The 17,300-nt window shown below is 66.7% G+C and carries 17 protein-coding genes and 1 tRNA gene; 6 read left to right on the top strand and 12 right to left on the bottom strand.

Annotated elements, in window-relative coordinates:
- Positions 1-242: 242 nt before the first annotated feature.
- The 7 genes from ACM9NP_RS03015 to ACM9NP_RS03045 form a co-directional block, all read right to left on the bottom strand.
- The gene (locus ACM9NP_RS03015; RefSeq protein WP_415644999.1) at positions 243-797 is read right to left on the bottom strand and encodes an RICIN domain-containing protein; all 555 of its coding nucleotides are present in this window, start codon (positions 795-797) and stop codon (positions 243-245) included.
- 589 nt (positions 798-1,386) lie between these two features.
- On the bottom strand, positions 1,387-2,976 hold the full coding sequence (locus ACM9NP_RS03020) for an ABC transporter permease (RefSeq protein ID WP_415645000.1): 1,590 nt from the start codon (positions 2,974-2,976) through the stop codon (positions 1,387-1,389).
- The gene (locus ACM9NP_RS03025; RefSeq protein WP_415645001.1) at positions 2,973-3,881 is read right to left on the bottom strand and encodes an ABC transporter ATP-binding protein; all 909 of its coding nucleotides are present in this window, start codon (positions 3,879-3,881) and stop codon (positions 2,973-2,975) included. Before ACM9NP_RS03025 ends, ACM9NP_RS03020 begins: the two co-directional genes overlap by 4 nt.
- A 334-nt stretch (positions 3,882-4,215) precedes the next feature.
- Positions 4,216-4,413, bottom strand: a complete 198-nt coding sequence (locus tag ACM9NP_RS03030; protein ID WP_415645002.1) for a hypothetical protein — start codon at positions 4,411-4,413, stop codon at positions 4,216-4,218.
- Between the two features lie 567 nt (positions 4,414-4,980).
- Positions 4,981-5,394 carry a hypothetical protein gene (locus ACM9NP_RS03035; RefSeq protein WP_415645003.1) on the bottom strand — a complete coding sequence of 138 codons (414 nt, stop codon included), beginning with the start codon at positions 5,392-5,394 and terminating at the stop codon, positions 4,981-4,983.
- 413 nt (positions 5,395-5,807) lie between these two features.
- A tRNA-Met gene (locus ACM9NP_RS03040) sits at positions 5,808-5,884 on the bottom strand.
- Between the two features lie 435 nt (positions 5,885-6,319).
- Positions 6,320-7,252, bottom strand: coding sequence for a hypothetical protein (locus ACM9NP_RS03045; RefSeq protein WP_415645004.1), 933 nt, complete (start codon positions 7,250-7,252; stop codon positions 6,320-6,322).
- A gap of 231 nt (positions 7,253-7,483) precedes the next feature.
- Between ACM9NP_RS03045 and ACM9NP_RS03050 the strand changes: the two genes are divergently transcribed.
- A complete protein-coding gene (locus ACM9NP_RS03050) occupies positions 7,484-7,759 on the top strand; it encodes a DUF1876 domain-containing protein (protein WP_415645005.1) in 276 nt (91 codons plus the stop codon).
- Positions 7,760-7,778: 19 nt separating this feature from the next.
- Here ACM9NP_RS03050 and ACM9NP_RS03055 read toward each other — a convergent pair whose 3' ends face one another.
- From ACM9NP_RS03055 to aroA, 4 genes are all read right to left on the bottom strand, one after another.
- On the bottom strand, positions 7,779-8,711 hold the full coding sequence (locus ACM9NP_RS03055; RefSeq protein WP_415645096.1) for a hypothetical protein: 933 nt from the start codon (positions 8,709-8,711) through the stop codon (positions 7,779-7,781).
- A gap of 244 nt (positions 8,712-8,955) precedes the next feature.
- Positions 8,956-9,744 carry a histidinol-phosphatase gene (hisN, locus tag ACM9NP_RS03060; protein WP_415645006.1) on the bottom strand — a complete coding sequence of 263 codons (789 nt, stop codon included), beginning with the start codon at positions 9,742-9,744 and terminating at the stop codon, positions 8,956-8,958.
- Positions 9,745-9,916: 172 nt separating this feature from the next.
- Positions 9,917-10,924: a ribosome small subunit-dependent GTPase A gene (gene rsgA, locus ACM9NP_RS03065; RefSeq protein ID WP_415645007.1), complete on the bottom strand. Its 1,008-nt coding sequence runs from the start codon at positions 10,922-10,924 to the stop codon at positions 9,917-9,919.
- A complete protein-coding gene (gene aroA / locus ACM9NP_RS03070; RefSeq protein WP_415645008.1) occupies positions 10,894-12,186 on the bottom strand; it encodes a 3-phosphoshikimate 1-carboxyvinyltransferase in 1,293 nt (430 codons plus the stop codon). The genes rsgA and aroA overlap by 31 nt, the downstream gene beginning before the upstream one ends.
- A 55-nt stretch (positions 12,187-12,241) precedes the next feature.
- Here aroA and ACM9NP_RS03075 point away from each other — a divergent pair, with 55 nt between their 5' ends.
- The 4 genes from ACM9NP_RS03075 to rsrA all read left to right on the top strand — a co-directional run bounded on the left by ACM9NP_RS03075 (position 12,242) and on the right by rsrA (position 15,000).
- Positions 12,242-12,964 carry an SOS response-associated peptidase gene (locus ACM9NP_RS03075; protein WP_415645009.1) on the top strand — a complete coding sequence of 241 codons (723 nt, stop codon included), beginning with the start codon at positions 12,242-12,244 and terminating at the stop codon, positions 12,962-12,964.
- 159 nt (positions 12,965-13,123) lie between these two features.
- Entirely contained in the window at positions 13,124-13,459 is a 336-nt protein-coding gene (locus ACM9NP_RS03080; RefSeq protein WP_415645010.1) for a WhiB family transcriptional regulator, read from the top strand.
- A gap of 480 nt (positions 13,460-13,939) precedes the next feature.
- Positions 13,940-14,725 (top strand): sigma-70 family RNA polymerase sigma factor, encoded by a 786-nt coding sequence (locus ACM9NP_RS03085; RefSeq protein ID WP_415645011.1) that lies wholly within the window; start codon positions 13,940-13,942, stop codon positions 14,723-14,725.
- Positions 14,722-15,000 carry a mycothiol system anti-sigma-R factor gene (gene rsrA, locus ACM9NP_RS03090; RefSeq protein ID WP_415645012.1) on the top strand — a complete coding sequence of 93 codons (279 nt, stop codon included), beginning with the start codon at positions 14,722-14,724 and terminating at the stop codon, positions 14,998-15,000. Before ACM9NP_RS03085 ends, rsrA begins: the two co-directional genes overlap by 4 nt.
- Here the strand turns inward: rsrA and ACM9NP_RS03095 are convergent.
- Complete coding sequence (locus ACM9NP_RS03095) at positions 14,945-15,532, bottom strand: TetR/AcrR family transcriptional regulator (protein ID WP_415645013.1); 588 nt, start codon at positions 15,530-15,532, stop codon at positions 14,945-14,947. The genes rsrA and ACM9NP_RS03095 overlap by 56 nt on opposite strands.
- A gap of 101 nt (positions 15,533-15,633) precedes the next feature.
- Between ACM9NP_RS03095 and ACM9NP_RS03100 the strand changes: the two genes are divergently transcribed.
- Positions 15,634-17,223 carry an MDR family MFS transporter gene (locus tag ACM9NP_RS03100; RefSeq protein ID WP_415645014.1) on the top strand — a complete coding sequence of 530 codons (1,590 nt, stop codon included), beginning with the start codon at positions 15,634-15,636 and terminating at the stop codon, positions 17,221-17,223.
- Positions 17,224-17,300: the final 77 nt, after the last annotated feature.

The following is a 17,300-nucleotide window of genomic DNA, read 5'->3' on the forward strand; positions in this document are numbered from 1 at the left end:
CGGAGTCGACGGGTCAGGGGTCCTATGTGTCGTGATGTGCTGCTCGATACGCGTTGTCGATCGGCGTTCTCGGTTCGACGTACGCCGTCGCCGTCGGCCGGCCGGCGTGCCGCTGAGCGTGAGCCCGGTCAGCATTGTGGAGTGAGATCGAATGCGGGGAGCCCGCGACACCCATCGCTCCGCTCGTAGGTCGAGCAGGCGATGGGCGTCACGGTTCGGGCACGGCCTCGTGTCGAATCGACTCAGGCCAGGCGGTTCCGGAACACCTGGTTCATGTAGTCGCCGACCGGCGACAACACCGTGTAGTGGTCGTTCCCGGTGGGAACACTGCTGGGTGTGATCGCCAGGGACGTGTCGTTGTACGGTCGGATGGTGAAGCCGTTCCGGACACCGGTGTCGGTGATCGCGAGGTACCACCACTGTTGCTTGTTACTCGTCGAGCAGGTCTTCGTGGAGACGACCTTGCGGTACTCCACTCGATCCGGTTCGAGGCAGACGTTCCCGCCCGCGTTCTTGATTCGGAACGTGTCGGCGCTGCCGTTCACCGATTCGTAGACCCACTTCTCGGCGTCGACGATGACTCCGTTGTGGTCCTCCCACAGGTCGACCAGTCCGGTCGGGGTCGTGGCGAAACCGTTGGGAGTCAGGTGTTCCCCGGTCTGTACGTGGTCAATGAACACCTCGACGCCGACGGGGACCGCCTCCGTTTCGGCCGCGAACGCGGCGGACGGCGTCAACGCGGCGACGGCGACGAAGGCGGGCACCAACGTCCTGCGGGTCAATGCCTTCAGGGACATGAGAATCTCCTATCACTACCTAAAGTGTCGTCACTATGACAACACGAAGAGTTGGGAGTGATGTTGGGGGGGCCGGTGTTCCGCAGCGTCAATGGTGAGAGTGGACGGATCGAGACGGGCGAGGCCGACGTGGCGACGAGAGAGTCGTCGCCAATGTGACGGCGGGTGATCGCACTTGGAGGTCTCCGGAGCCATCACCGGTCATGACGTTTCAGCGTCGAGCCTTTCCGCCTTATGGGCGATTGGGGACTGCCATTCCAATCTCCCCGGTTCGGTGCGAACGGATGTCGTGAATGGAATGACTGAAGGCTTCATCTCGCGATCGATGGTGTGCGGAGAGGAAACGAGCGCTCGTCGAGCGACGTCATTCGTTGGTCATCCGATCCGAACTGGCGCGTTCGGCTCGGGCGCGGTGGCCCCTTGCCCGGCCGTCGGCTCGTCACGAGTGTGTCGAGCGATGTTGGCGCCCTTGCCGATCCTGCCGGTCGCGCCATGCCACGAGAGTTGATCCACTTGCGAACTCCCACCCTTGCCGGCCGGTCGTAGTGGGCACCGTGTGATCGCTTGCGGCGTAACGATTGCGGTGGTCCTACCGGGCGAGATCGCGTCGGCGGAATCCGGTGAAACCGATGGCAAGGAGCACCGTGGTGACGAGGGTGACCCAGGCCAGGCCTGTGTAGTCGGGATCGGCGGCCGAGGTGTTGGGAACGTGCCTGAACGGACTGATGCCCAGGACCCAGTCGTCGAGGTCGAAGGTGGGACCCAGCAGAGTGAGGGCGAAGGAGGTGAGAACGCCGAACCACGCGGCCAGCGCGACAACGGGACGGGCGCCGACCACGGCGACCGAGACGGCGACGACGGTCCATACCGCCGGGACCGTGGCGACGGCCTGGAGGAGGGCGTCCCCGAAGGTGAGGCCGATGTCCGCGGTGGCGGCCAGCGCCGAGATGAGGGTTCCGGCGGTCAGGAGGTACAGCGTGGGCGCGGCAAGGGCGACGATCGTGTTGGCCCCGTAGTAACGGGGCCGCGAGACGGCGGCCGCCATGATCGGCTCAACGCGGTCGCCGAGCTCCTCCGCGCGGACCTTGAGCATGGTCTGGACGCCGGGAATGGCGGCGATGATGCCGACCAGACTGAGAATCGTGACCAGGAACGCGGTGAGCAGGTCCGCTTCCGTGGAGGCACCGGAGGCGAGGATCCGCTGGACGGCGCTGTCCCCGCCGAGGATGTCCTTGACCGACGTCGTGAAGTACCCGAACACGACGCCCAACGCCAGAAAGGCGATGGCCCAGGAGATGATCGGGCCACGGTTCAGGCGGAGGGCGAGACGCCACGGGGTGCGTATCGTCCCGCGGGCCGGACCGGGACCGGGGGCGATGGCGCCTTGGTCGAAGTCGCGTCGGGCCTGGAGGGCGAACGCGACGACCAGGGCGACGGCAGTGAACGCGAGGGCGAGGGCGAGCGGCCACCAGTGGTCACCCGAGGCCGGCCGCGTTTCCTGCATCCACCCCAGGGGGTTGATCCAGACGGTCCATTCGGGAGCTTCGAGGGCGTAGGCGAAGCCACGCAGTCCGAATAGGATGCCGAGGGTGGCGACGGCGATGGAATTGGCGGTGCGGGCGTCCGCCCCGAGCTGGGCGGTGGTCGCGGCGATGGCGGTGAACATCCAACCGGTGGCGGCGAAGGTGGCGCCGAGCAGAAGGGAGGCTTCCGCGTCTCCGCCGCAGGCGATGGTGACCGTCGAGGCGAAAACCCCGATCAGGACGGAGCCGATCAGGGCCATGGCGCAAGCGGTGAGGAGGCGCGCGGCGCGGCCCATGACACCGGAGGCGAGCAGTTCGGCCTGGCCTGAATCCTCTTGGCCACGAGTGGCCCGGGTGACGGTGAACGTCGCTCCGAGCGCGGCGAGGAAACCTCCCAAAGCCAGTGCGCGCCAGGCGTTGAAGCCGTCGGCCGTGGTCAGGTCGTGGGCGGGGCCGAAGATCAGACCGAGGGCGGGGTTGGCGTCGATGGCGGCGGCCAGCCCGGCACGGTCGGCCTGGGTGGGGAAGACCCACGGGTAGGCCAGGACCGAGGAGGCCGACAGGAGGGTGGCGAGCACGATCCAGGGGGCCAGCGAGCGGCCATCGTGTTTGAGGGACGCGCGCAGCAGCGGGGCGGTGCCCGTCATGGCGCTCATCGGGTCACCTCGGGGTCGGACTCGTTCTCATACAGGCGCAGGAACAGGCTCTCCAACGACGGTGGCGCGACTGTCAGTGAAACGAGGCCCAACGGCGCGAGTGCGGCGATCGCCTCGGCGACCTTGTCGGAGTCGACGGCGGCGGTCAGTCGGTCACCGTCGATCCGGACCTCGCCGAACGCGGTGAGGTCGGCCGGGTCGGGAACACGTTCGAGGACGGCGCGGATGACCGTTCGCGTCTGTCCCCTTAGGTCGGTGAGCGTTCCCGATTCGACGATCCGACCGTCCCGGATGATCGAGAGTCGGTCGGCGAGGGTCTCGAGTTCGGCCATGACGTGACTGGAGAGCAGGACCGTGACGCCGCGCCGTTTCGCGTCGGCGACCACCTCCTGAAAGACGTTCTCCATCAGCGGATCCAGGCCGCTGGTCGGTTCGTCCAGGATCAACAGTTCGGCATCCGACGCCAGGGCGGCCACGATCGCGACCTTCTGCCGATTGCCCTTAGAGTACTGGCGGCCGCGTTTGCGGGGGTCGAGCTCGAAGCGGTCGACCAGTTCGTCGCGGCGGGCTTTGTTCAGACCCCCGCGCAGGGCTCCGAGCAGGTCGATGGCCTCCCCTCCGGTCATACCCGGCCACAGTGAGACGTCGCCGGGCACATACGCCAAGCGCCGGTGCAGGTCGACGACGTCTTTCCACGGGTCACCGTCGAGGAGCCGCACGGTTCCGCCGTCGGGGCGGAGCAGGCCCAGCAGCACCCGGATTGTCGTCGACTTCCCCGCGCCGTTCGGACCCAGGAACCCGTGGACCTGCCCGCGCTCGACCTTCAGGTCCAGGCCCCGGAGCGCCTGGAAGCTCCCGAAGGACTTCGTCAAGTTCTCGACTTCGATCACCGCGTCAGCGCTCATCGGCACCGCTTCCTCGCACTCACCGGCGGTCAGCGCCACCGAGTCGAAATCCCACGACGGGGAATCCCCGAAGGGAGTCCTCAGCGTATGCGTATTTCGGTGCGTCTGGTGGTACCGCTTGCGCACGGGGACCTGCTTTTCGCGCGGACGGTGGCGGTCGCGTGCGGGAACGGCCCACCCCGAGGCGGTCGGGTGGTCTTGGATCGGCCGTCGGACCCACACCGAAGGCGCAACTGATCCTTAGTGGATACCCCGGGTGGTGGTGCGCCACAGCGAAACCTGATGTCCCTGCCGTCGCGTCGCCGGAGTAGGGGTGTTCGCGATTCCCGGGAAGCTAGCGGGCGATGATGTTGACCGTCAGGTAGGCCCCGAGGATCAGTACGGGGACGGACAGCATCACGCCGACGACTGCCATCGGCTGGCCGCGCCGATGTCCGGTGCAGCCGATGATCGCGAGAGCCAGCCCGGCCAGTCCGAATGGGAGGGTGAGGTAGTGACGGAGACCGGCCAAGTCGATGGGGAGGAGCGGCAACCCGGCTCCAATGAGCGCGAGAAGTACCGAGGCTACGGCCAGTCCAGGCCCCTTGGGAGGGTTCGTCGGTGGTGGGCCTGGCCATCCGGGGGTTCCCCAGGGCTGTTGCGATATCGGGTATTGCGGAGGTATCGGTGTGGCTGGCGCGATGCCCGGGCCTTGGGGTGTGGCATCGGGTAGTGGCGTGGTCGCGTTCGGTTCGGTCGGCTGGCCGTAGGTCATCGGGTATGCCTTCCCTGCACGGCGACAGCCCCATCGCATTCACGCATGTCCCCAGGTTAGCGAGCAACGAGAGGGATGCTGCTTCGCCCTCGCTCACGATGGAATCGATCGTCGGAGGTGTCGGCTCGGCGAGGTCCGGCACACCGACCGATCAACTGGTGGGCCGAGTCTCTCGCGCTCCGACGCGTCCCGTCCCGATTTTGTCGCATGTGGAACTCGTCGCGCCCTCGGTGTGAAACGACGAAGACCGCCCCGCCGTCCGGTGGGGGACGGCGAGGCGGATCGAATTGGCGACGGTCTTGTGTCGGGTCAGACGGTCACACCATCGTGAGTGGGCGGGAGGCCCTAGGACACGGTGAAGTTGAACGGCGCGTCGGTCGCCCCGTTGGTGGGATTGCCGGTGGTGACGAGCAGTGTGTCGGTCCTATTGCCGCACCTGGAGTTCGGTTCGGCGGTGACGAATATCTGCGTGTTCCAGGCAGCGCCGCTGCGTGGCGTGGCGTTGGCCACCAGGTCGCTGATCGGTGTCGCGGTCTCCAACTGGATGCAGTAACGGCCGGCCTCGGGCTTGTTGACGCTCACGACTCCCTTGGAGTTCTGGATGGTGCCGTCGGCGTTGATCGATCCCGCGGCCTGCGCGTAGGGCGCCTGGACTGCCTCGGTCGGTGCCGCGGCGGCCGCGCCGGCCAGTGCGGCGGTGGCGATGGCGGTGGTGGCGATGGCGGTCGATACCCGGAGCACGGCGGTGCGAATGGACATGACATCTCCTTCTGCGATGAAATCGATTGGTGTGGAAGTGATCTGCGCTCACCTAAAGTAAGCAACGAGATCATAGCTGACAGTAATCATGGCTATTGTGGTGTGTCCACGTAGCTGACTTCGCGATCAACGCAACACGGCATTCTTCGCAGGTCGGGTGGGGTTCAGGCTCTGAATCCCGCGCATGTCGGCACTCGGATGGCCGCCCCCGTGGCCCCCGCACCGGCAGTTGGTCTGCCTATTCGCCGCCGTTGCGTTCACGCGGCGTAACGAGAGTTCTCAAGCGCCTCGGTCGTGACCCGATGGACGTTCGCTTGTGGAGGTGACAGCGACGCTTTTCCTTGGCGGTCTCAGCTTGGTCACCAGGGCATGAAAAACGCCCTCGAACCGTGATGGTTCGAGGGCGTTCTACTTGGTAGCGGGGACAGGATTTGAACCTGCGACCTCCGGGTTATGAGCCCGGCGAGCTACCGAACTGCTCCACCCCGCGTCGGATGCGTTTGTAACTTTAGCGCACGTTTTGGGTGTCTTACGGCGGGGGTGAGGTAAGTCCGGTCACGTGTGAGCGTTGTGACGCGGGTGACGTGTGCGAACAGTTCGTGGCGTGAGCGAGAATGCGGCGCTTTGTGTTGCGTCCCAGCACTTCTCATGCCGACTTGATCGGTGTCGGCCGTCCGGATTCGATGCTTGGTGTCGACCTGGGGTCCGGACTTCGTTCGAATCCGGACGGCCGGGGCGGGTCGAGCTGCGCAGATCGGGTGTCGTCGGGGAGGGTCGAAACGGAAGCTGATGCCGACCTCGGGGCCGGGGACCGGCGGAGCGCGGATGAGGGATCGCCCACATGTGGCATGCGGGCGATCCCTCGGACGTCAAGCGGGGACCGTCGGTCGGCGTCGCCGAGGTGCCGGTACGGCGAGACGCCCGTTCAGCCCTCGCTCGGGGTGCTCTCGGTCGCCGATTCGGCGTGGTCGGTCGGCGGCAACACCGCGCCGATCGCCTCCGTCACGGCGGCAGTCAGGTCCGCTTCGGACACCGCGTCGCCGAGTCGTGCGGTCAGCGCCGTCACGAGTGCCGGGCCGAGACGCTCGGCGAGGGCTCCGTCGGCGCCGCGCTGGCGCGGTGCGACGCGTCCGAGTTCCTCCCGGACGCTGTTCTGGATCTCCGCGGCGCTGGAGCCACGGAGTGCTTCGAGGATCGCGGCCTGGCCGGCGAGAATCTCGGGCACGGCATCACGGATGAGGTCCTTGGCTTGACGTGCGTGCCCGTACGCCGATCCGAGCGCGGTGCGCACGGTGATCGTCTCGTCCAGGTCGGGCCAGGCCTGCGGGATCCATTCGGACAGCTTCACCTTGTCGTCGAGATCCACGTCGAGCTCCTTTTCTCCCTTGATGACGGACAGGACGCCCGCGAGCGCCTTCCGGTCATTGGCGTATTTGCGCAAGATGGACATGTGGACGTGCCACAGGTGTGAGTCGTCGCTTGTGGCTGGTCTGCCGTAGTAGGTGTCCCAACCGGCGACCGAACTACCGTTGGTGGTGCCGAAGAACTCCCGCATGCAGTTCAGTCTGGGGTCGTTCTGGTCTTTGGCGGAGGCGAGCAGGCGCTTGGTGATCGTCTTCATCCACTTGGAGTCGAATGAGATGTCGAGGGCGGAGGCCGCCCAACCGTCGCCCGCCTTGTCTGGTCCGGTTTGGACGCTGTAGTCGTTCTTCGGGAGACGGTTTCGGGCGCGGTGATACCCATACTTGTGGCTCGGGTCGCCGACGATGCCGGAGAACCTCGCCGATGGAATGGCCTGGACGATCGCGTTGCCCAGCCACCGAAGTGCCTGTGGTGCATACTCGGCCACAGCTATCACGTCCTCAATGGTGCGTGGTGCGGTGGGAATCGGCCGACGTCACTTGTCGACTTGCCTGACGAGAATAGTCGGGTATGAAGATCGTTACAAGGAGTACGCGCGGCATTTCGTGAGTTTTGCCCGTTTTTGTCGCCGGATGATGGTATTGGACAACCCGTTGTCGTCACGACATGACAACTAGTGATATTCGGAGCACACTTGTGGGGTAGTCGACGGGGAGGAGGTAACGCCATGTCGACGATGATGTTGACCGCGAACTGGATGATCGACGTCCGATTCGAGGAGGACCCGAACCACACGGTGGCGACGGCGTCTCTGCGAATGCCGAACGGCAGGGAACTGCGCGCCACAGGCCGTGCGCGGCGAAACCCGGGCGACCGTCCGGTAGCCGCCATCGGTGAGGAGATCGCCTGTGCTCGTGCGTTGTCGCAACTGACGCACGCGATGCTCGATTTCGCCGCCGATGAGGTCGAAGTGAATGTGCACCGGGGCGACCCGGTTCCGTGACGAATCGGGCGTGAGCCCGTCAGTGTGTTCCGGCGCCGTCGCACCGACGGACGGCGCCGTTGACGGTCGTCGTCGGTTGCGCCTGGACCACGTCCAGATCGAACGGGTCATCCCGTGGGGGAGAGATGTGCTTCGGCAGCAGCGCGTTCGCCTGGCCCTGGGGTTCGGCGAACCGCGTCAGCGCCAGCACCGTGCCCAAGGTGACGATGAAACCGAGCGCCGCCAGCCATTCGAGGCCCGGCCGTATCTGATCTCCGAGGAGCAGCAGGCCGACGGCCGCCGCCGGAGCGGCGAAGGCGGCGTCCATCGCGGCCACCGCCGCGGTCGTGCTGCCGCGCTGCATCGCCAACGCCAACAACAGTTGTCCCGTCAGCGACTGCACGATGATGAGGTAGAGCAGGGGATTCGACAGCAGAGCGGTGACGTCGATCGCGCTCGCGAGTGGTCGGGACGCGACCGCGGCCGCCCCGAACGCGAGGCCCGCCAGGGCGCCGAGGGCCACCGAACCGGGGACGCCGTCGAGCTTCTTCGCGGTGATCCAGCCGAGCCCGGCGATGAGGATCCAACTGCCCGACAGGGCCAGGATCGCGAGGGTGTCGAGGTCTTCCGAGGCCGATGGTTTCGCCGATATGACGAGTGCGGCTATGCCCGCGGTCAGCCCGACGAGGATGACCACCTCGGCACGCGGCAACCGCCATTTCAGGACGATGACGCCGAGGATCGCGGTGACTCCGAGCCCGGCGGCGACGGCGGCCTGTACGAGGAACAGGGGCAGGTCCGCGCGGGCCACGATCGCCAGGAGGAAACCCAGGCTTTGGCAGCCGATGCCGACGAGATACGTCTTCTGGGTCGCTAGTGAGAGCAGCAGCTTGGGATGAAACGACTGATGCGTTTCTGCACGATTGGCGGCGACGGCTTGCAGGAAGTTGGCGACCCCGTAAGCGATGATCATCGCCGCGAGGAAGAACCAACCCGCGGACACTTTGTTGAGGGTAACCCTCGGTCTCGCCCCCGCCCAGCCGGGTGAGTCCCACCTTCGGGTGAGTCATCGCACCCGTTCGTAGCGTCATTGCGATGAGGTGGTGTGCCCGTCGCCGTCTAGCGAGCGCGCCAATGACTGAACGCGGAGATGGCGCCGATCTGCCTATATTGAAATATATCGATGGCAACTGATGTCGAGCAAGCGGCCGAGCCGCCTAGCTCGGTCGCAGCGCGTCGAGCACCGCGTCGTGCAGGTGCCCGTTCGTCGCGACCGCGGAGCCTCCCGCGGGGCCGGGATTGCCGTCGAGATCGGTGAAGCGTCCACCGGCCTCGGTGACGATCACCGAGAGCGCCGCCAGATCCCACAGTTTCACCTCGGGCTCGATCGCGACGTCTACCTGTCCCTCCGCGAGGAGCGCGTAGCTGTAGAAGTCGCCGTACGCCCGGCTGCGCCACGCGCCCTTCAGGAGGCCGACCATCTCGTCACCGCGACCGTGCTCGTACCAGCTCGGGAGGCTCGAGTAGCTGATCGAGGCGTCCCCGACCTTCGCGACACCGGACACCCGGATGGGTTCCGCGCGATTGCGGTGCCGCCCAGCGAAGGCTCCGACGCCCGTCGCCGCCCACCAGCGCCGCCCGATCGCGGGAGCGGACACGAGGCCGATGACCGGTTCCTTCCCCTCGTAGAGGCAGATCAGGGTCGCCCAGACCGGCAGGCCGCGCATGAAGTTCTTGGTGCCGTCGATCGGGTCGATGACCCAGCGCCGCGACCCGGCGCCCGGCTCGTCGCCGAACTCCTCGCCGAAGACGCCGTCCCGGGGGCGGGCTCGCGCCAATGTGGACCGGATGGCCTTCTCGACCGTGGTGTCGGCATCCGTGACGGGCGTGTGATCCGGTTTGCTCTCGACGTGCAGGTCCGCCGAACGGAATCGGTCAAGTGCGATGGAATCGGCGCTGTCCGCCAGCAGGTGCGCAAGCCCCAGATCATCCGCGTGGGTCGACATGCGCCCGAGTCTAAACCGCGCTCCGCCCCATCGCCCTCACCTTGTACCTCACGTCCCACGGAAACAGGATCCCGCTTGGTTGGGCAAAAGTTCCGCTTGGTTGGGCAAATTGCGAAATCACGCCTGTTTTCGACATTTGCCCAACCAAGCGGAATGGAAGGTCAGGGCGCGGTCAGCTGATCGCCGCGAGGAGACGGCGGTACGACTGGAGGCGTTGGGGTGCCTCGCCGTCGGCGTCGCGGAGCGAGTCGAGGGCGCACACGCCCGATTGACCGGTGTGGTCGCACCCGGGTTCGCACCCCGTGGCGACGTCGGCGAGGTCGCCGAAGGCGTGCAGCAGCGAGTCGGACGAGACGTGCGCGAGGCCGAAGGAGCGGACACCCGGCGTATCGACGATCCAGCTCCCGTCCGGCAGTTCCAACGCGACCGCGTTGGTCGACGTGTGCCGTCCCCTGCCGATGGCGCTGACGTCGCCGACGCTGCGGTCCGCGTCGGGAACGAGCCGGTTGACGAGCGTCGACTTCCCGACACCCGAGTGGCCGATGAGGACGGAGAGTTTGCCGTCGAGTCGTTCGGCCAGATCGTCGATCGGCTCGTCGGGTCGGCACGTCACGTACGGGACGTCGAGGTCGGCGTAGTAACGATCGATCTCGGGTAGCGCGTCCGCTCCGATGTCGGCCTTCGTCAGGCACAGCAGCGGCTGGATGTCGGCGTCGAACGCCGCCACCAGACAGCGGTCGATGAATCCGGTGCGCACCGGGGGATCGGCGAGCGCGCACACGATGACGAGCTGGTCGACGTTGGCGACGATGATGCGCTCGATCTTGTCGTCATCGTCGTCGGCGGTGCGGCGCAGTTGCCCGTGTCGAGGTTCGATCCGGACGATCCTGGCGAGGGTGCCGTCGTCGCCGCTCGTGTCGCCGTCGAGGGCGACCCGGTCACCGACGACGACTCCCTTGCGGCCGAGTTCGCGGGCGCGCATCGCGGTGACGTCGGTGTCGTCGACGCGGCAGGTGTAGCGGCCCCGGTCGACGGCGATCACGAAGCCGGGAACGGCCTCGGCGTGTTTGGGGCGGATCTTGGTGCGAGGGCGGGAACGCCGTGTCGGGCGTACCCGCACGTCGTCCTCGTCCCAGTTGCGGCGTTGTCTCAGTGCCCTGTCCCCAGCATTCGTGTCCACAGCTCCGGAAACTCCGGCAGTGTCTTGGACGTACACGCTACATCGGACAATTCGACGTCGGGCACGGCCAGACCGATGACGGCCGCCGCTTGGGCCATGCGGTGATCGGCGTAGGTCTCGACGACGGTTCCGCGAAGTGGGCGGGGCGTGATCGTGAGCCCGTCGGTCTCCTCGGTCACGTGGGTGCCGAGCTTGCCGAGTTCCGTTGCCAGCGCGGCGATCCGGTCTGTCTCGTGGCCGCGCAGGTGGCCGATGCCGCGCAGCCGGGACGGGGAGTCCGCGACGGCGCACACGGCGGCGACGACGGGGGTCAGTTCGCCCACTTCGGATAGGTCGGCGTCGATGCCGGTGACACGGCCCGTCCCCGTGACGGTGAGCCCGTCCTGATCGCGGCGGACGTCCGCGCCGAGCCCGGTGAACAGTTCGCGGAGCGCGTCGCCGGGTTGGCTGGTCGTGTGAGGCCAGCCGGGCACGGTGACGGTGCCTCCGGTGATGACGGCGCCGGCGAGGAAGGGGGCGGCGTTCGACAGGTCCGGTTCGATCGTCCATTGCCTGGCCGTGAGCTCGCCCGGCTCGACGCGCCAGACGTTCCGGTCGGCGTCGTCGACGTGGGCGCCCGCCGCGCGGAGCATGTCGACGGTCATTCGGATGTGCGGCGCGGAGGGGACGGGTGGGCCGGAGTGCCGGACGACGATGCCGCGATCGAAACGTGGCGCGGACAGGAGGAGACCGGACACGAGTTGACTGGAGCTCGACGCGTCGACGGTGACCTCGCCTCCGGTGACGCGGCCGGAGCCGTACAGCGTGAAGGGGAGGCTCGCCGACTCGGCTTCGACGGTGACGCCGAGGGCTGTGAGCGCGCGCAGCAGTGGGCCCATCGGTCGAGTTCTGGCGTGTGGGTCGCCGTCGAAGGAGACCGATCCGCGGGCGGTCGCCGCCAGCGATGGGAGGAAGCGCATGACGGTGCCGGCGAGCCCGCAGTCGACGTGCGCGGGGCCGCGAAGGGGCCGTCCGGTGACGCTCCAGACGCGCGCGTCGTCGTCGACGTCGATCCCGAGGGCGCGCAGTCCGGCGGCCATGAGGGCGGTGTCGCGGGCGGCTAGGCCGCCGTCGATGCCGGAGGTGCCGGTGGTCGCGGCCGACAGGAGCAGCGCCCGCGCCGTCATCGATTTCGATCCGGGCAGGTCGACGGTCGCGCGGATGGGACCGGTCGCGGATGGAGCGGCCCAGCGGGCCGCCTCGGGTGCGCGCGTGTGTGTCACGCGACCAGCCTACTGAGCGCGCCGAATTGTCGGCCCCACGACGTACCGTGAGCGGATGTGCGGCAGATATGCGTCGACTCGCAGTAGTACCGACCTGGCGACCTTGTTCGACGCGGTGGACGACACCGACGGGCGCGTCGTGCCCGGTTTCAACATCGCTCCGACGATGCCGGTTCCGATCGTGCGGCGGTCTCGGCGGAAGGAGGAGCGGGTCGTGTCCGCCGCGGTGTGGGGGCTCGTCCCGCCGTGGGCGGCGGATCCCTCATCGGGCGCGCGGATGATCAACGCGCGAGTGGAGACGGTGACGACGGCGCGTTCGTACCGGACACCGTTCCGGCGTAAGCGTTGTCTCGTTCCCGCCGATGGTTGGTACGAGTGGCAGAAGCTTTCGAATGGGAAGAAGCAGCCGTATTACATGACGGACCCGAGTGGTGATCCGTTGGTGTTCGCGGGCTTGTGGGAGTTCTGGGGTCGTGGTGACGAGGGGATCATGACCTGCACGGTGTTGACGACCGAGGCGGTCGGGGACTTCGCGCGGGTGCACGATCGGATGCCGTTCGTCCTGGCTCCCGAGCGCATTCCGGCGTGGCTGGGGGAGGTCGACGCCGAGGTGGACGAACTGTTGCGTCCGGCGGGCATGTCGTATCTGTCCGGCATCGAGTCGCGGCCGGTGTCACGGGCCGTCGGCAACGTCCGCAACGATGGTCCACAGTTGATAGAGCGAAGTGAACTGTCGTCGGAGGGCGGCGAGGAAACCCAGCAGCAGACACTGTTCTGACGGGCGAACCCCCTCGGCTTTTCGTATTGATCTGTCCGTGAGGTATTGATCTCGCACCACCATGTGGGGTAAAACACATCCCTACGCGCACTCGACGGTGTGGTCGTTCGTCGCCGTCAAGGCACACCGGACCTGGATGGAAGCGGGAGGTTGGGCACGTTGAGCCGATCGAAGAGGAAGCCCAATCAGGAGGAGATCGACGCGGCTCGACGGGACCCGAGGTTGCGGGAAGCGTTGACGGCCGCGCGCGATGATTCGGAGTGGCGGCTTCGCGGCGAGTGCCTGTCCGCCGATCCCGAGACGTTCTTTCCGGAGCCGCAGGCGCAACAGTCCCCGGCGGAGGCCCTGGCGTTGTGCTCGAACTGTCCGGTACAGGCGCGTTGCCTGGCGTGGGCGCTCGACGCGGGCGATCGCAACGGTGTTTGGGGTGGTACGACGCCGCGTGAGCGTCGCGCGATGATCCTCGCCTGGAAGGACGCGGTACGCGCCGCGTAGTGCGGACGGTCGGCACTCGAATCACGGGCGGGGGCCCGGGAATGATCGACGTGCGGGACGACTTGAGTCGAAGGCGGGATGGCTCCTGCCATCCCGGGCCCGGCGACGGTGTCGTGTCGCCAGGCCCGGGCAGGGCCTGGGAGGTTGGCAACAGACCTTGCGGCCTGCTTTAAAGGGAGGTCCCTAACGGGTCCACTGTTATCAACGAGGATGCCCATGGCCGGTAACGGGGAGGCATTGCTTGATTACACGAATGGGTGACGCCCCAGTCCTTCTGGGCTCGACGGCCGAGGGGGTTCCGTGTTTGGTCGACGGAAAGCGCACCGCCGCAACGCATCGCACTCCGGGTGCGATTCGCTACGCGCCGAGTTGTGTTCCATTCCTCACGGGCGCGCGGAATGGCCGACGCCCGCGCGGTGTTTCACCGCTGTGTGGCGACGTCGCGAAGGCGTCGCGACGGAAAGGATGTGGCTTCTCGTGATGGCCTCCACCAGGGAGCGCGCCGACCAGGCGCAGACCCGCCAACTGGAACGACTCCTCAACGCCCCGGCCTGGCCGGTGGACGCGAAGGTGCTGCCGAAGGATCGTTCGGTTGGTTCCGCCGAGGGCGGCCGTGTCGTACGCTCAGGCGTACGGACACAGGGAGGGGATTCGGTGACCGAATCGCAGGGGGACGAGACCGGCGCCGGTCGGCGTGCCCGCTTCGAGCGGGACGCGATGCCGCTGGTCGACCAGCTGTACGGTGCCGCCTTGCGGATGACCCGCAACCCCCAGGACGCCGAGGACCTCGTTCAGGAGACCTACCTGAAGGCGTTCAGCGCGTTCCACCAGTTCAAGGAGGGCACGAACCTCCGCGCGTGGATGTACCGCATCCTCACCAACACCTACATCAACTCCTACCGCAAGCGCAAGCGCCAGCCTGTGCAGGCGCCGACGGATGAGATCACCGACTGGCAGCTCGTCGAGGCCGAGTCGCACACGTCGTCCGGTTTGCGTTCGGCGGAGACCGAGGCGCTGGACCGTCTTCCCGACTCCGACATCAAGGACGCGCTCGCGCGCCTCCCCGAGGAGTTCCGTCTGGCCGTGTACCTCGCGGACGTGGAAGGCTTCGCGTACAAGGAGATCGCCGAGATCATGGGCACCCCCATCGGTACGGTCATGTCCCGGTTGCACCGTGGACGGCGGCAGCTGCGCGACATGCTTCAGGAATACGCCGCTCAGCGCGGCTTTTCGGCGGCGAGCAAGGAAGAGGAGGTCACACGGTGACCGGTGGAGAGCAGCGGTCGGTTGACTGTCGTGAGGTCCTCGCCGAGGTGTACTTCTATCTGGACGCCGAATGCGCCGACGCGAGACGGGTGATCATCAAACAGCACCTCGCGGAGTGTTCGCCCTGTTTGGCCGAGTACGGCATCGAGCAGGACGTGCGGGCGCTCGTGCAGCGCTGCTGCAAGCAGGAGAAGGCGCCCGAGGAGATCAAGCTGCGGCTCAAGGCGAAGTTGGAGCTGCTGACGGCCGCCGATCCCTCTCGTTTGACTCGATGAGTTCGATGGAGATCGCGAGCGTCGCCTCGCGGATCTCGGCGGGATCGTCCGCCATGCTGGTACGCAGGAACCACGCGCCGTGCATCGTCATGATCGCGTCGAACGCTCGCAACCGTCGCAGTAGCGTGTCCTCGTCGGACGCGAGGATGCGGATGAGGCGTCCCATGCGTTCCTGGAACAGCTGTTCCTTGTTGAACTTCCGCAGCGCGGGCCGGTTCTCGTGCATGAACCGCATCGCGGGCATGTGGGCGACGAGCAGGTCCGCGTAGCGCGCGAGCAGTTCGCGTTTCGTGTCGATGCTGTTCGGTCGGCTCTCGCCCCACTCGGTGAGCTCCTCGACGGCGTGACCGTAGTCCTCGAAGAAGCTGACCGCTATGTCCTCTTTGGTGCGGAAGTGGTAGTACAGCGCGGCCTTGGTCAGCCCGAGCCGCTCCGCGATCTGTCGAAGCGACGTCGCGTCGTAGCCTTGCTCGGTGAACAACTCCATCGCCACCTGCTGAATGCGCTGGCGGGTGTTGCCTGCTTCACTCACCCAAACCTCATAACTGACTTGCCGGCCGGCTAGGACGGGCCTATCGTAGCTGGCGGACGCTTACTTGTCGACCGGTAAGCAAGTTGGAGGGATTCCTATCGATGTCGGATACAACTGACACGGCTGCGGCCGAAGTTCCGGGGGTAAGACGCGAGGTCCTCGTCGTTCTCCCGGGTCTGATGCTCGCCATTCTGCTGGCGATGCTCGACAACACGATCATCGGCACCGCGATGCCGACGATCGTCGGCGAGTTCGGCGGTTACGGCCACATGTCGTGGGTCGTCACCGCCTACATCCTCGCCGCGACGGTGACGACACCGTTGTACGGGAAGCTCGGTGACCTGTACGGCCGCAAGCGGCTGTTCATGTTCGCGATCGGCGTCTTCCTGATCGGCTCGGTCGCCTCCGGCGCCGCTCAGAGCATGGAGCAGCTGATCGCGTTCCGCGGCCTTCAGGGGCTCGGCGCGGGTGGTCTGATGGTCGGCGCGATGGCGATCATCGGCGATCTGGTCCCGCCCCGCGAGCGTGGGCGCTACCAGGGTTTCATGGCCGCGGTCATGATGTTGGCGACGATCGGCGGCCCGTTGATCGGCGGCTTCCTCACCGACCAGTTGAACTGGCGGTGGGCGTTCTACATCAACATCCCGCTCGGTCTCGTCGCGCTCATCGTCATCGGTGTGACCTTGAAGCTTCCCCGGCACCAGATCAAGGTCCGCATCGACTACGCCGGCATCGCCCTGTTGTCGATCGCCGCCGCCGGTCTCGTCCTCGTGACGACCTGGGGCGGAACTCAATACGACTGGGACTCGCCTCAGATCCTCGGTTTGATCGCCGTGTCGGTCGCGGCCCTGGTGGCGCTCATCCTCGTCGAACAGCGCGCGTCGGAGCCGGTGCTGCCGCTGCGGTTGTTCCGCGACTCGAACTTCGTGATCATCAACGCCGTCGGTTTCCTTCAGGGCTTCGCGATGTTCGGCGCGATGACGTTCATCCCGATGTATCAGCAGATCGTCCAGGGCCTGTCTCCGACGGAGTCGGGACTGTGGTTCATCCCGATGATGCTCGGGTCGATGGTGTGTTCGCTGGCGGCCGGATCGTTCGTCACCCGCACCGGACGCTACAAGATCTTCCCGATCGCGGGCAGCGTCGTCATGATCGCCGGAATCGGCCTGCTGACTCAGCTGACGACCGAGACCTCCCTCATCGTCACGAGCCTCTACCTGCTCGTTCTCGGCGCCGGTCTCGGCCTGCTCATGCAGATCACCATGTTGGTCGCGCAGAACAGCGCGCCGCAGCGGGACATCGGCGTCGCGAGCAGCACCTCGACGTTCCTGCGCAACATAGGCGGCTCGTTCGGGGTCGCGTTGTTCGGGTCGATCTTCGCCAACCGGCTCGTCGCCTCGATGGACGGCAAGGTGCCGGACGAACTCGCGGCGAACTTCGGCGGGGACGGCGCCGGGCTCGACCCGAAGGAGGTCGCCAACCTGGCGGAGCCGATGCACACGGTCGTCACCTCCGGCGTCACCGAGGCGTTGACGACGGTGTTCTGGTGGTCCATCCCGTTCGCGGCGGCTGGCTTCCTGTTGGCGTGGTTCATCAAGGAGGTTCCGCTGCGCGGTAGCCCCGGACACACCGAGAAGCCCGCCGAAGGCGAACCCAACGCGGACTTGAAGACCCCCGTCCGCACGGGCTGATACTTCAACGACAACGAGGTCCGTCGAAACGTCCCCTCTCGGGAGAGGACGATTCGGCGGACCTCGTGCCGTTCGGG

The organism is Stackebrandtia soli (assembly GCF_965137155.1).
In the GTDB taxonomy this organism is placed as follows: Bacteria; Actinomycetota; Actinomycetes; order Mycobacteriales; family Micromonosporaceae; genus Stackebrandtia; species Stackebrandtia soli.

Excerpts from the sequence above, each read along its gene's own strand:
- ACM9NP_RS03035 (WP_415645003.1), bottom strand. The coding sequence starts at position 5,394 with ATGTCCATTCGCACCGCCGTGCTCCGGGTATCGACCGCCATCGCCACC.
- ACM9NP_RS03015 (WP_415644999.1), bottom strand. The coding sequence starts at position 797 with ATGTCCCTGAAGGCATTGACCCGCAGGACGTTGGTGCCCGCCTTCGTC.
- ACM9NP_RS03050 (WP_415645005.1), top strand. The coding sequence starts at position 7,484 with ATGTCGACGATGATGTTGACCGCGAACTGGATGATCGACGTCCGATTC.
- hisN (WP_415645006.1), bottom strand. The coding sequence starts at position 9,744 with ATGTCGACCCACGCGGATGATCTGGGGCTTGCGCACCTGCTGGCGGAC.
- ACM9NP_RS03055 (WP_415645096.1), bottom strand. The coding sequence starts at position 8,711 with ATGATCATCGCTTACGGGGTCGCCAACTTCCTGCAAGCCGTCGCCGCC.
- ACM9NP_RS03075 (WP_415645009.1), top strand. The coding sequence starts at position 12,242 with ATGTGCGGCAGATATGCGTCGACTCGCAGTAGTACCGACCTGGCGACC.
- ACM9NP_RS03025 (WP_415645001.1), bottom strand. The coding sequence starts at position 3,881 with ATGAGCGCTGACGCGGTGATCGAAGTCGAGAACTTGACGAAGTCCTTC.
- ACM9NP_RS03020 (WP_415645000.1), bottom strand. The coding sequence starts at position 2,976 with ATGAGCGCCATGACGGGCACCGCCCCGCTGCTGCGCGCGTCCCTCAAA.
- ACM9NP_RS03100 (WP_415645014.1), top strand. The coding sequence starts at position 15,634 with ATGTCGGATACAACTGACACGGCTGCGGCCGAAGTTCCGGGGGTAAGA.
- ACM9NP_RS03085 (WP_415645011.1), top strand. The coding sequence starts at position 13,940 with ATGGCCTCCACCAGGGAGCGCGCCGACCAGGCGCAGACCCGCCAACTG.